The 12,846-nt window shown below is 70.3% G+C and carries 11 protein-coding genes; 3 read left to right on the top strand and 8 right to left on the bottom strand.

Annotated elements, in window-relative coordinates; genetic code table 11:
• Positions 1 to 71 precede the first annotated feature (71 nt).
• From IEZ27_RS44975 to IEZ27_RS44940, 8 genes are all read right to left on the bottom strand, one after another.
• Complete coding sequence (locus tag IEZ27_RS44975; RefSeq protein WP_229824916.1) at positions 72 to 506, bottom strand: hypothetical protein; 435 nt, start codon at positions 504 to 506, stop codon at positions 72 to 74.
• On the bottom strand, positions 473 to 1,366 hold the full coding sequence (locus IEZ27_RS44970) for an SseB family protein (RefSeq protein WP_189652853.1): 894 nt from the start codon (positions 1,364 to 1,366) through the stop codon (positions 473 to 475). The genes IEZ27_RS44975 and IEZ27_RS44970 overlap by 34 nt, the downstream gene beginning before the upstream one ends.
• A gap of 16 nt (positions 1,367 to 1,382) precedes the next feature.
• Positions 1,383 to 3,197 (bottom strand): asparagine synthase (glutamine-hydrolyzing), encoded by a 1,815-nt coding sequence (gene asnB, locus IEZ27_RS44965; protein ID WP_189652852.1) that lies wholly within the window; start codon positions 3,195 to 3,197, stop codon positions 1,383 to 1,385.
• A gap of 179 nt (positions 3,198 to 3,376) precedes the next feature.
• Positions 3,377 to 3,583: a cold-shock protein gene (locus IEZ27_RS44960; protein ID WP_055509312.1), complete on the bottom strand. Its 207-nt coding sequence runs from the start codon at positions 3,581 to 3,583 to the stop codon at positions 3,377 to 3,379.
• Positions 3,584 to 3,796: 213 nt separating this feature from the next.
• The gene (locus IEZ27_RS44955) at positions 3,797 to 4,186 is read right to left on the bottom strand and encodes a VOC family protein (RefSeq protein WP_125645443.1); all 390 of its coding nucleotides are present in this window, start codon (positions 4,184 to 4,186) and stop codon (positions 3,797 to 3,799) included.
• A gap of 136 nt (positions 4,187 to 4,322) precedes the next feature.
• The gene (locus IEZ27_RS44950; protein WP_189652851.1) at positions 4,323 to 6,113 is read right to left on the bottom strand and encodes a S1 family peptidase; all 1,791 of its coding nucleotides are present in this window, start codon (positions 6,111 to 6,113) and stop codon (positions 4,323 to 4,325) included.
• Between the two features lie 121 nt (positions 6,114 to 6,234).
• A complete protein-coding gene (locus IEZ27_RS44945; RefSeq protein ID WP_189652850.1) occupies positions 6,235 to 7,701 on the bottom strand; it encodes a M81 family metallopeptidase in 1,467 nt (488 codons plus the stop codon).
• 18 nt (positions 7,702 to 7,719) lie between these two features.
• Positions 7,720 to 8,868, bottom strand: coding sequence for an ROK family transcriptional regulator (locus IEZ27_RS44940; RefSeq protein ID WP_189652849.1), 1,149 nt, complete (start codon positions 8,866 to 8,868; stop codon positions 7,720 to 7,722).
• A gap of 220 nt (positions 8,869 to 9,088) precedes the next feature.
• On the opposite strand from IEZ27_RS44940, the gene IEZ27_RS44935 reads away from it, so the two are divergent.
• From IEZ27_RS44935 to IEZ27_RS44925, 3 genes are all read left to right on the top strand, one after another.
• The gene (locus IEZ27_RS44935; protein ID WP_189652848.1) at positions 9,089 to 10,900 is read left to right on the top strand and encodes a peptide ABC transporter substrate-binding protein; all 1,812 of its coding nucleotides are present in this window, start codon (positions 9,089 to 9,091) and stop codon (positions 10,898 to 10,900) included.
• Positions 10,901 to 10,967: 67 nt separating this feature from the next.
• Entirely contained in the window at positions 10,968 to 11,930 is a 963-nt protein-coding gene (locus IEZ27_RS44930; protein ID WP_125645453.1) for an ABC transporter permease, read from the top strand.
• A complete protein-coding gene (locus IEZ27_RS44925) occupies positions 11,927 to 12,835 on the top strand; it encodes an ABC transporter permease (RefSeq protein ID WP_189652847.1) in 909 nt (302 codons plus the stop codon). The genes IEZ27_RS44930 and IEZ27_RS44925 overlap by 4 nt, the downstream gene beginning before the upstream one ends.
• The last annotated feature ends 11 nt before the right edge of the window (positions 12,836 to 12,846 follow it).

Here is a 12,846-nt window from a genome sequence, read left to right as displayed (position 1 = left end):
TGTCTCTTACGTCACGTGCACCTATCAGGCCAGTTTCTGTCACATGAACAACAGGAGACAAGAGCCAATCATCAAAAATGGCTATGTGTCGGATTTATTGGCACAACTTGCTCGCGTAGGTCGGCCACCTCCGCCCGCGGGACCCACGCCCGGTACACACCCCGCTCGACGCGTTCCAGCCCCAGCGCGAGCGCCGCGGGCGCGGACCCGCCCAGGTATTCGAGCAGGAGAAGGGCGTCGCGCTCGTCGTGCACCTGGAACGACTCCCCCCGCCACGTGCACTCCGTGGTCACGAACTGGAGGGACTCGACCTCGGTCACCGGCACCGTGCGCACGTGGCAGCCGGGCTCGGCCTCCTCGAAGCCGTCGGCCGGCTCGGTGAGGCGCAGGCGTACCCACAGCTCCAGGGCGTGCGGCTCGGGGCTGGCCACGTAGTCGGCGCCCTGCCAGCGGGCGCGGTAGAAGTGCCAGGTCATGCCGCCGCCCTCCGGCCGATCAGCAGCCATCGCCGCAGGTCGCCGTGGTAGAGCGCGCGCCGGTGCTCGGTGCCGTCGACGGTGAGCTCCCAGATCTCCGCGCCGTGCGGCAGGCCGACCCCGTACACCTTGTACTCGCGGATGACCTGGTCGACGTTGGGCACCAGGCCCATGCCGACGAACGGCGGCTCCTCGACCACCCAGCCCGCCACCGCGTCCCGGCCGTCCTCGTCGCGCCCGCCGTACGGGGTGCGGTAGAGGTCGAGGCCGACGGGATGCCAGCGCAGGATGTTCAGCGAGCCGCTCTCGGTCAGCATGCCGGGCTGTCCCAGCGCGTCGGCGAGCACGGCGGGCGTGGCGATGTGCGAGACGTCGAGGGCGTGGTGGCAGTAGCCGGAGACGCGCGGTTCGGCCGCCGCCAGGAGGTCGCCGACGTCGGACGGCGACAGCAGCTTCTGCACCACCGGCACCCCCGACCCGGGCGCGAGCAGCAGGTCCTGGACGAGCGTGGGCACCGCCAGCCTGGCCACCGTCCCCGGCTCCAGCAGGAAGGAGGCCCCCAGCCCCGGATTGATCGCCAGCCCCCAACGCGGGTCCGGCCACCCGGCCGCCAGCTCGGCGGGCGAGACGATCCGGCAGTGGGTGGCGGCGCCGCCGGTCGCCAGCCGCATCGCCTCGACCGAGGTGAACGCCACCACCCACGTACGGGCGGAGTCGGCGGCCGTCGCCCAGGTGGGCGGCTCGGTTCCGGCCGCCGCGGCGGCGGTGATCGGCAACGCCAGGTCGGCGTCGCGGAGCAGGCCCAGGCACAGGGCGTCGTGCCCGTCCTCGCGGGCCGCCCACAACTGTTCCTCGAACGGCGTGGCCGGCAGATGATCACTGGACGTCATCCGCCCAGTCTGCCCGCTACACCTCCAGGCGCACGCCGCAGGAGGTCAGCCAGACGTTCAGATCCAGCGCCAGCTCCAGGCCGTACCTGGTCATCGTGGTCGTCATCTTGTCGGACGACCCCGAGGTCGCGGCGCGGACGGCCTCGGGGTCGAGCAGCGGCAGGACCGGGGCGTCGCGGTCGGCGGCCACCTCACGCAGCGCCGCGCGCAGCGCCTCCTCATAGCCGACGTCCTGGGTCACCGGGTACGGCGCCTTGACCCGCCGCACGATCGGCTCGGGCAGCAGGTCGGCCCCGGCCGCGCGCAGCAGGCTCTTCTCCCTGCCGTCGAACGTCTTCATCGACCACGGGGTGTTGAACACGTACTCGACCAGCCGGTGGTCGCAGAACGGCACGCGTACCTCCAGGCCGACGGCCATGCTCATCCGGTCCTTGCGGTCGAGCAGGTAGGGCAGGAAGCGGGTGAGGTGCAGGTGACAGATCTCGCGCATGCGCCGCTCGCGGGCGTCCTGGCCGTCCACGTGGGGCACCTCGGCCAGCGCCGTACGGTAGCCGTCGGCGGTGAAGTCGTCCAGGTCGAGCCGCCGGACCAGCGACTTGTCCAGGATGTCGGTCGGCTGCTGCTCGCGCATCACCATGGCCAGCCACGGGAACGTGTCGGCGTTGACCGTCTCCGGCAGGTGGAACCAGGCGTACCCGCCGAACACCTCGTCGGCGGACTCGCCCGACAGCGCCACGGTCGAATGCTCGCGGATGGCGCGGAACAGCATGTAGAGGGAGGTGTTCAGGTCGCCGACGAAGCCCGGCGCGTCCCACGCGCGGACGACGGCGGCCCGCAGCTTCGGGTCGGCCAGCTCCTCCGGCCCGAGGACGATGTCGGTGTGCTCGGAGCCGACATGGTCGGCCAGCATCCGCACGAACGGCCGGTCGGGGTCGCCGCGGTTCTCGTCGGCCTGGAAGTTCTCGGCGTAACCGGCGTAGTCGACGGCGAAGGAGCGGATCGGGCCGTGCGTCCTGGCCAGCGCGGTGACGATGCTGGAGTCGAGGCCGCCGGACAACAGGGTGCAGATCGGTACGTCGGAGACCAGTTGCCGGCCGACGATGTCGTCGAGCAGCTCGCGTACCGTGCCCACGGTCGTGTCGAGGTCGTCGGTGTGCTCGCGGCCCTCCAGCGCCCAGTAGCGGCGCAGCCGCGTGCCGTGCCGGCCCACCCGCAGCAGATGGCCGGGCGGCAGCTCGAACAGGCCCTTGTAGATCGAGCGTTGCCGCAGGCTGCCCAGGCTGAGGAGCCGGCGCAGGCCGTCGAGGCCGACCACGGGCGGGGCCAGCGGGTTGGCCAGGATCGCCTTGGGCTCGGAGCCGAACAGCACGCCGTTGGGCAGGGGGTAGTAGAAGAGGGGCTTGATGCCCATACGGTCGCGGATGAGCAGCAGCTCCTGCTCGCGCTCGTCCCAGATCGCGAAGGCGTACATGCCGTTGATCCGGTCGGCGAGGCCCTCTCCCCATTCCAGGTAGCCGCGCAGCACGACCTCGGTGTCGCCCCTCGTACGGAAGCGGTGGCCCTTGGCGGCCAGCTCGGCGCGCAGCTCCCCGAAGTTGTAGACCTCGCCGCTGTAGGTGATGACGGCCAGGCCCTCGGCCTCCATCGGCATGTGGCCGCCCTCGACGTCGATGACGGCGAGCCTGCGGTTGCCGAGCGCGGCGTGCCGGTCGAGGTGGAGGCCCTGGTCGTCGGGGCCCCGGCAGCTCATGGTCTCGGTCATGGCGAGGGCGGTGGCCCGTTCGGTGGTCAGGTCGCGGTCGAAGTCGACCCATCCGGCGATGCCGCACATGCGAGGGTCCTCTCAGACGATGTCTTTTGGTGCTCCTCGGCGTCCGTCTGACAACATGCTTGACGCTCTCGCAACATAACCGTGCGGGGCTGATCGGTCCATACCCGACCAAGGGGCCCGGAAAGCAGTCTGGGCCCGCACCCCGGAGAGGTGCGGGCCCAGATGCGGGCTGCGTGGCGTCAGGCGGGAACGATGTTCTCCGCCTGCGGGCCCTTCTGGCCCTGGACGACGTCGAAGGCCACCTTCTGGCCCTCGGTCAGCTCACGGTAGCCACCGTTGGAGACGATGTTGGAGTAGTGGGCGAAGACGTCGGCGCCGCCGCCGTCCTGGGCGATGAAGCCGAAGCCCTTTTCGGAGTTGAACCACTTCACGGTACCGGTTGCCATATCGGTTCTCCTTCAGATGACGTGCAGAGACGGAATCCGCACCGCGCGGATTCCCGTGTCGCCGCGATGAGCCCACCCCGGAGATGACCGGAAAACAAAAACGCACCTGAAGATCCAGCCCTTTCAGGTGCGCACAAAGTCTTTTATGGGTACCACAACTGCAACGTGACCAACATTAGCACACGCTTCGCGCCGGACGCAAACGCGAGGCCCTCACCGCGGGTCGCGGCGCAGCGGATGGCCGGACGGCACCTCCACCAGGACGATGCGGTGGCCGTCGGGATCGGCGATCCACATCTCGATCAGGCCCCACGGTTCGAGCCGCGGCTCCCGCAACACCGTGACGCCGGCCTGCCGCAGGCGCTCCTCCTCGCGCCCGACGTCGCGCACCTGCAACCAGATCGACAGCGTGCCGCCGGTCGCGGGGGCGTCGGAGCGCCCGGCGACCTCAAGGAATCCCTGGCCGAGGAAGTACACCACGCCCGGATCGTCCTCCGGGCCGAACTCGCGGTAGACCGCCAGGCCGAGCGTGTCGGCGTAGAAGCGGCGGCTGCGTACGGGGTCGCTCGGCCGCAGGAGCACGCGGCTGCTCAGCACGTCCACGAGGTCATCGTAGGCCGCGACGGGCGCCGCGGCCCGGACCGGCCGGGTACATGGCGTGGCCCCGGAACCCGCCGTCGGGGTTCCGGGGCCGCGCATCCTGTCGTGTCTGGCGGGACCTGGGCTCACGCGGGCCCGGTCAGGAGTTCGGGGGCTGGTCGCCGAGCCGGCGCTGGAGGTCGGCTACCTGCCGTTCCAGGTCCGCGACCTGTCCGGACCTGGGGTCCGAGGGCGGGGCGAACTGGCCGTAGCGCACGGCCCGGGTCTGGTCGCCGCCCTGCTGCGGGTGCGGGGGCTGCTGGAACTGCGCGTCCGGCGCCGATCCGTACGGGCCCGCGGCGTAACCGCCCGCCCCGTACCCGCCGGGCCCGTAGCCGTCGGAGCCGTAGCCGTCGGGGCCGCTGTGCCCGTACGCGCCATGGGCCGGCTGGACCGGCGGCGAGAGCTGGGCCTGACCCGCGGGGAGCTGCTGCCACGGGGGCGGCTGCACCGCGCCGTACCCGGGCTGGGGCGAGATGATCGCCGGGGGCCGGGTCCGCCGCCCGCGCAGGACCTTGACCAGCACCGCGGCGAGCACGAGGAGCAGCAGCACGCCACCGCCGATCAGCACCCACATCAGGATCGGCTTGGGCGTCTCGTCCTTGCCCGCGGAGATCGCCTGCTGGGACTCGCTGATGTACTTGGCGACGTACGGGTGGTTCGGGAACAGCGCCTGGACCTCACGGAACTTCGGCAGCGCGGCGGAGTAGTAACGCCGGAAGTAGTCGTTGAGCGCCTCGTTGTACCGGGTCGTCGTGACGGCCTGGGCGGGCTTGACGTTCTTCTCGCCGAGCTTCTCCTTGATGATGCCCACCGGCAGCACGAAGCTCTCGCTCTCCGAGGCCTCGCCGCCCTCGCTCACCGTGCCCGCGATCAGCATGCCGATGACCTTGCCGTCCTTGCTGAACACCGGTCCGCCCGAGTTGCCGTGGTACGACGGCGCCTGCGTCTGGATGTACGGCACGCCCGTCTGCGTGGTGCGCTTGGCGTTGTACGGCCCCTCGGTCAGCGCCGGCTCCAGCTTCGACTCCAGGCTGAAGAACGGCGTGTTGGTGACCAGGCCGGGGAAGCCGCTGATGTAGAGCGTGTCACCGGTCCGCACGTCGGCGTCGTCGCCGAGCGGCACGGTCGGCAGGTTCTGCTGGCCGTTGACCTTGAGCAGCGCGAAGTCCTTGCCCGGGTAGCTCTCGCCCACCGACACCAGCTCGGCCGGGACCGCCTTGGCCGTCTTGTCCACGCCGCCGCCCGGCAGGCTCTGCATGACCGACAGGCTCTGCTTGAGATTGCTGAGCTGCATGTGGGTCGAGTTGAACGTGACGTAGATCTGCTGGGCGAGCTTGACGATCTCCTCGTCGTTCCTGAGGTCGCCCAGGCCGCTGATGATCTCCTTGGCGTCCTTCTTGTTGAACTTGGCCAGCGCCTGCTGCGCGAACAGCTGGCTCAGCTCGGTCTCGCCGATCTGGACGCAGTGCGCCCCGGTGACCATGTACCCGTCGGGGGTGACCCACCAGCCGGTGCACATGCCGCCGACCTCGGCCTCGACCGTACGCATCGGGGTGGTCGAGGACACGTAGGTGTCCACGTTGGCCGCGATCTGCTGGAAGACCCACTTGCCGATGCTGCGCTCGTCCGAGGAGATCTTGCCGGACTGCACGGCGGTGACGGCCTCCTGGACGATCTGGTTGTAGGCCACCTCGTTGATCGTGTTGGACGGTACGGACACCGTCGCCGTGTAGGTGAAGCTGGTCAGCTGCACCGCGGGCTGCGTACGTGCCGCCAGCCAGGTGCCGACCGGGACGTCGGGCCGCTCGTCGGGGGAGTCGTCGGCGGCTGCCGGCAACGCCGGCAGCATGACCGCCGCGACGACCGCCGCACCCGCGGCGACCCTCATCAGCCTCTTCCTGAAATATCCGCTCACAGGCGGAAATGATGAGTCAGCCCTCTTGTTCCTGGCTTGGAGCCGACTGGGAGTGCTCTTCCAAGCCCGCCGCAGGCGTACGGGACGGCCGCGCCTACGGTGAGGTGACCACGGTCAGGTCGGCCTCGAAGTCGCGGTCGAGGGGGAAGACCGGCCGGGCCAGCCGCTCGTACGGCAGGCGTTGCAGGTCCTGGTCGACCCCGCCCGGCGTCAGCGCGAGCAGCCAGTCGCCCGCCGCGTCGAACAGCTCGGGCTCAAGATAGCCGATCTTGACGGTCACCAGGTCGACCGCGTCCACGGTGACGCCCAGCCGGGCGTAGGAGGCCAGCTCGCGGTACTGCATGCGGCGGGAGGTGACGAACACGCTCAGACCGCCCACCCGCACGCTGACGCACCGGCCGCCGTCGGGATCGTCGGCGACCGCCTCCAGCACGCCCTCGATCGGCAGCGGCCCCGGCTCACGGGCGTCGATCCGGCCGCCGACGCGCAGGCTGACCGGCGAACCGGGCGCGAGGCCGGCGACCTGGGCCACGGCCTCGGGATCGACGAGCGAGGCGTACACCGCGCGGACCGAGCCGCCGGCGATCTCGGGGCGGGCCAGCATACGTTCGAGGGCGAAGGTGACGTCGTCGGCGCCGCCCGCGCCCGGGTTGTCGCCCGAGTCGCTGATGAAGAACGGGCGCCGGGCCGGGTCCTTGACCGCGGTCAGCGCCTCGTCGAGGCATTCGTCCATCGAGCCGGTGGGCGCGACGAAGGTGAACGCGTCGCGGGCCGCCCAGAAGCGTTCGCCCAGTTCGCGGGCTGCCTCGGCCGTGGCGGCGGCGTCGGTGCCGGTGGCGACGACCGCGCCCTGGCAGCGGGGCTCGTCGGCCCAGGCGAAGCCGATCCAGATGGCCGCGTCGATGACGCCGTCCCTGGCCTCGATCTCGGGCACGCGGGCGTAGAGGCTCTTGGCGGGCTCGACGCGGGTGCTGGTCATCTCGCCGGGCAGCAGGATCGGCACGTGCACGAGGGCCTTGTGCGGGCGCTGCCCCCGGCGCAGGGCCTCGACCAGGTTGCGGGCCGCGCGCTCGCGGGTCTCCCAGACGTCGACGTGCGGCGCGGTGCGGTAACACGTGAGCAGGTCGCAGCCGTCGAAGAAACGGTGGGAGACGTTGCCGTGCAGGTCCATCGCCGCGGAGACGTACGGCGCCCCGCCGGTCACCGAGCGGACGACGGTGACCAGGTCGCCCTCGGCGTCCTCCAGCCCGACCACGCTCATCGCGCCGTGGATGTCGAGCAGGACACCGTCCACCGGGCCCGCCGTGGCCAGCCCGGCGGCGATCTCCGCGGCCCAGGCGTCGTACGTCTCCCTGGCCACGGCCCCGCCGGGCAGGGCGCGGGCGTGGACGAGCGGGATCCACTCGACGTCGGCCGCCCACGGCTCGGCGAGCCAGTCGTACCGCGCCAGCAGGGCCTCACCGCGGGTGACCTCGAAGTCGGCGGCGGTGCTCAGGTGCGGGGAGAAGGTGCTGGACTCGATGTGCACGCCGCCGACGGCGACGCGGAGGGGACGGGACACGGGCGGGGGACTCCTTGCCTAGGAAGGACGGACGTCGGCCGAGGCGCGCACGAGATGTCCGAGGCCGATCAGGGCCGCGTCCGGGCCGGCGGCGCTGGCCTCGATGGACAGTGACTGGGTCATGGACGGCAGGCAGCGCTTGTAGAGCATGCTCCGGGCGGCGGCCACGTAGACGTCGAGGCTGGACAGCGCGCCGCCGATGACGACGGCGTCGGGGTTGAGGAAGTTGACCAGGCCGGACAGGGCGACCCCGAGCAGGCCGCCGGCGTGGCGGACCAGGGTCACGACGGACGGCTCGGCGTCGACGGTGGCGGCGATGACGTCGCGCGGGGTGCTCACCCGCAGGCCGCGGTCCTTGAGCTGGCGGACCAGCGCGGCGCCGCTGGCCGCGGTCTCCAGGCAGCCGCGGCTGCCGCAGGAGCACTCGCGCTCGCCGCTGTCGGCCACGCGCACGTGGGTGACGTCGCCGCTGAGCCCGCGGCCGCCGCGGTAGATCTGGCCGCCGCTGACCAGGCAGCCGCCGATGCCGGTGCCGGCCTTGACGTAGATCATGTCGCTGGTGTCGCGGCCGCGGGTGACGTACTCGCCGAGGGCGGCGGCCTTGGCGTCGTTGTCGACGACCGCGGGCACACCGAAACGTTCTCTGAGGTGGGTCTGGGCGTCGAAGCCGCTCCAGCCGGGCATCCGGGCCGGGCCGATCAGCCGGCCGTGCGGGTACTCGACCGGGCCGGGCAGCGCGACGCCGATGCCGAGCAGCGGCTGACCAGGGGCCTTGGTTATGATGAGCTGCTCGTACGCCTGCCCGATGGCGTCGAAGACCTGGCTGGGCCCGTCCGCTATGTCGGTGGCGATCTCCCGTACGGCCAGCAGCCGGCCGTCGGGCGTGCACAGGCCGACGCGCGCGTGCTGGGCACCCAGCTCCGACACCGCGAACGCGCCCTGGACATCGCGCAGGCGCAGGATGCGCGGGCGCCGCCCGCCGGTGGAGCGGCCCACGCCCTCCTCCAGGATGGTGCCCTCCTCCAGCAGCCGCCGGACCACGCTGGAGACGGTCGAGGGTGCGACCTGAAGGGTCTCGACCAGGTCGGCGCGCGAGGTCGCCGCGCCACTCGCCAAGAGGCTGAGTGCCTGCTCACGCAGGTTGGCGGGACTCGATGGCTCCGGCATGCCGCTCCTCCTTCAGGCCGGTTCCCCGGCAGGCCCGTCGTCGCAACAGAGCCCCATCATGAGGCACCGGCGACTTCGACTCTAAACCGAAAGAAGTAAGCGAACAAAGCGAATTATTTCCGTTGACTTCGTGCAGGACCATCTATACATTCTCCGCATTGAACGCACCAGGCCCCCCGGTAAGCGCAGGGCGCCGTGCGACGTCAACCGAGGAGATCCCATGGGGAGCAGATTCCACCGGCGCGGGCTCCGCGGCACCGGCGCCCTGGCGGGCGTGCTGGCCCTCGGGCTCGCGCTGACCGCGTGCAGCGGGTCCGCCGGCGGCGCGCAGAAAGGCGCCCAGAGCGGGGGCCAGAGCAAGGACGGCGTGACCGTCGCCCTCAGGACCCCGAACTGGATCCTGCCGATCTCGGCACCCGGCTTCACCCAGGGCGAGAACGTCATCTTCGGCTCCGCCCAGTACCGCCACGTCTACGAGTACCTGCTGGACGGCACGGCGAAGTACAACATCGACCCCGAGCGCTCGATGGCCGGACCGCCCGAGGTGAGCGACGGCGGCAAGACGCTGACGATCACCCTGAAGGACAACACGTGGTCCGACGGCAAGCCCGTCACCACCCGTGACATCCAGTTCTGGTGGAACCTCGTCACCGCGAACAAGGACAAGTGGGCGTCCTACCGCGAAGGCGGCTTCCCGGACAACATCGCCGAGTTCAAGGTGAAGGACGACAAGACCTTCTCCCTGACGACCACGAAGACGTACAACACCGGATGGTTCGTCGGCAACCAGCTCAACCGCATCGTGCCGCTGCCCCAGCACGTCTGGGACAAGGACTCGGCCACGGGCAAGGTGAGCGACCTCGACACCACGCCCGAGGGCGCCAAGAAGGTCTTCGACTTCCTCACCGCCGCGTCGAAGGACCCCAAGACGTACGCGACCAACGAGCTGTGGCAGGTCAACAGCGGCCCGTGGAAGCTGGAGAAGTACGTGCCGAACGGCGAGGTCGTCCTCACCGCCCGCCCGAACTACTCCGGCTCCGACAAGCCGAAGCTCAAGACGGTCACGCTGCGCCCCTTCACCAGCGACGACGCCGAGTTCAACGTGCTGCGCGCGGGCCAGATCGACTACGGCTACGTGCCGCCGGCCAACCTGTCGCAGCAGAAGTACCTGGAGTCGAAGGGCTACCAGATCGCCCCCTGGTACGGCTGGTCCATCACCTACCTCCAGCTGAACTTCAACAACCCCGCCTCGGGCCCCCTGTTCAAGCAGCTCTACCTGCGCCAGGCCCTGCAGTCGCTCATCGACCAGCCGACCATCAGCAAGGCCATCTGGTCCGGCATGGCCGCCCCGACCTGCGGTCCCGTCCCGGCCAAGCCCGGCACGAACGGATCCAGCGAAGGCTGCGCGTACCCCTTCGACCCGGCCAAGGCCAAGCAGCTCCTGGAGAGCCACGGCTGGCAGGTGACCCCCGACGGCGAGACGACCTGCCAGAAGCCGGGCACCGGCGCCGACCAGTGCGGTGAGGGCATCAAGTCCGGCGCGAAGCTGGCCTTCACCGTCACCAGCCAGACCGGTTTCTCCGCGACGACCAAGATGTTCGCCGAGATCAAGTCGCAGATGGCCAAGCTGGGCATCCAGCTCACCATCAAGGAGGTGCCGGACTCGGTCGCGGTCACCCCGGCGTGCAAGTCATCCGACTCCGAGTGCTCGTGGGACATGTCGTACTTCGGCTCGCAGGGCAGCTGGTACTACCCGGCCTTCCCCAGCGGCGAGCGGCTGTTCGCCACCGGCGCCCCGGTCAACCTGGGCAGCTACAGCGACGCCGAGTCCGACAAGCTCATCGAGGCCACCCAGTTCTCCGACGACGAGGCGACGCTGAAGGCGTACAACGACCGTCTGGCCCAGGACCTGCCGGTGTTGTGGATGCCGAACCCCGTCTACCAGATCTCGGCGTACAACTCCGGGCTCCAAGGCGTGACGCAGGACCCGATGAACAACATGTTCTTCCAGGACTGGTCCTGGAAGAGCTGAGACCGTCCCCGACTCCGGCGGCCCGTGCGGGGGCCGCCGGAATCCCCGGAACAAGGAGGGGCCCCGCGTGGCCCGGTATCTGATCACCCGCTTGGGCCAGGCCCTGATCATCGTCGTGCTGGTCACGATGATCACCTTCGTCATCCTGCATCTCCTGCCGGGCGGCGCGGCGCGGGCCACCCTCGGCAAGGACGCGACGCTGGCGCAGCTCGCGGCGTTCGACCACGAGATGGGCTACGACCGGCCCTGGATCCAGCAGTACGCCATGTACATCGGCCGCCTCCTGCGCGGCGACCTCGGCTACTCCTTCCAGCTCAACCAGTCGGTCGCCGAGGCCATCGGCCAGCGGCTGCCCAAGACCATGGTGTTGTCGTTGTTCTCGACGATGCTGGCCGTCGTCGTCGCCATCCCGCTCGGCGTCGTCCAGGCGATGCGGCGCAACAGGTGGCCCGACTACACGATCACCACCCTGTCGCTGCTGGCCTACGCCACGCCGATCTTCTTCATGGGTCTCATGATGATCATTCTCTTCTCGCAGGTCTGGCCGGTCCTGCCGCCCGAGGCCTCACAGGGGTTCACCCTGGGCGAGGTGCTCGCCGACCCGGCCGGGCTCGTCCTGCCCACCATCACGCTCGCCATCGTGACCGTCGCCGTCTACTCGCGGTACGTACGCTCCTCGATGGTCGACAACCTCAACGAGAACTACGTGCGCACCGCCCGCAGCAAGGGGTTGTCGGAGGCGCGCGTCGTCGCCCGGCACACGCTGCGCAACGGCCTGTTCCCGGTCATCACCCTGCTCGGGATGTACCTGCCCGCGCTGTTCAGCGGCGCCCTGGTCGTCGAGGCCCTGTTCAACTACCCCGGCATGGGCCAGCTCTTCTGGCAGGCGGCGCTGAAGCGGGACTTCCCGATCCTGTTCGGCGTCACCCTGATCATCGCGGTCGCGACCGTGCTCGGCGCCCTGCTCGCCGACCTGCTGTACGCCGCCGTGGACCCCCGCGTACGGCTCAGGACGGCGGCCCGCTCATGACCGCCGCCAACGCCGAGGCGGCCGGCACGCCGGTCCCCGCCGACGAGGCGCCCGTACGCGGCCAGTGGCGCCAGGCGCTGACGGTCTTCGCCGAGAACCGCCTCGCCCTGGTCGGCCTGGTCATCTTCGTGGTGCTGGGCGGTCTGTGCTTCCTCGGCCCGCTGTTCTACCGGACCGACCAGGTGCACACCGACCTCGCCTCGGTCTACCTGGCCCCCGGCACTCCCGGGCACCCGCTGGGCACCGACGGCGTCGGCTACGACCAGCTCGGCCGCCTCCTGCTCGGCGGGCAGACGTCCATCGTGGTCGGACTGGCCGCCGGCGTGCTCGCCACGATCGTGGGCACGATCTGGGGCGCCATCGCCGGCTTCACCAGCGGCTGGGTGGACGCGGCCATGATGCGCGTCGTCGACGCGATGATGTCGATCCCGTCGTTGTTCCTGTTCATGCTGATGGCGACCATCGTCACGCCGACCGTGCCGATGCTCATCCTCATCATCGGCGCGTTCGCCTGGCTGGGCCCGGCCCGGCTGGTCCGCGGCGAGGCCCTGACCCTGCGCTCGCGCGAGTACGTCCACGCCATGCGCTCCATGGGCGGCACCGGCGGCAGGGCCGTACGGCGGCACATCATCCCCAACGCCATCGGGACCGTGATCGTCAACGCCACGTTCCAGGTCGCCGACGCCATCCTGTACGTCGCGTACCTGTCCTTCCTCGGCCTCGGCGTGCCGCCACCCGCGGCGAACTGGGGCGGGATGCTCTCCGACGGCCTCGCCAACACCTACAGCGGCTACTGGTGGCTGCTGTACCCGCCCGGGATCGCCATCATCCTCATCGTCCTCGCCTTCAACTTCATCGGCGACGGGCTGAGGGACGTCTTCGAGGTCCGCCTCCGGCGGCGCTAGGAGGAACGGAA

The organism is Nonomuraea spiralis, from assembly GCF_014648435.1.
Classification (GTDB): domain Bacteria; phylum Actinomycetota; class Actinomycetes; order Streptosporangiales; family Streptosporangiaceae; genus Nonomuraea; species Nonomuraea spiralis.
The sequence above is the reverse complement of the archived record's forward strand: the minus strand, read 5'-3'. Positions and strand labels throughout refer to the sequence as shown.

What these genes read in the sequence shown, in the direction of transcription:
- IEZ27_RS44975 (WP_229824916.1), bottom strand. Translation starts at nt 506, where the DNA reads ATGGCTGCTGATCGGCCGGAGGGCGGCGGCATGACCTGGCACTTCTAC.
- IEZ27_RS44970 (WP_189652853.1), bottom strand. Translation starts at nt 1,366, where the DNA reads ATGACGTCCAGTGATCATCTGCCGGCCACGCCGTTCGAGGAACAGTTG.
- asnB (WP_189652852.1), bottom strand. Translation starts at nt 3,197, where the DNA reads ATGTGCGGCATCGCCGGATGGGTCGACTTCGACCGCGACCTGACCACC.
- IEZ27_RS44960 (WP_055509312.1), bottom strand. Translation starts at nt 3,583, where the DNA reads ATGGCAACCGGTACCGTGAAGTGGTTCAACTCCGAAAAGGGCTTCGGC.
- IEZ27_RS44950 (WP_189652851.1), bottom strand. Translation starts at nt 6,113, where the DNA reads ATGAGGGTCGCCGCGGGTGCGGCGGTCGTCGCGGCGGTCATGCTGCCG.
- IEZ27_RS44940 (WP_189652849.1), bottom strand. Translation starts at nt 8,868, where the DNA reads ATGCCGGAGCCATCGAGTCCCGCCAACCTGCGTGAGCAGGCACTCAGC.
- IEZ27_RS44935 (WP_189652848.1), top strand. Translation starts at nt 9,089, where the DNA reads ATGGGGAGCAGATTCCACCGGCGCGGGCTCCGCGGCACCGGCGCCCTG.
- IEZ27_RS44925 (WP_189652847.1), top strand. Translation starts at nt 11,927, where the DNA reads ATGACCGCCGCCAACGCCGAGGCGGCCGGCACGCCGGTCCCCGCCGAC.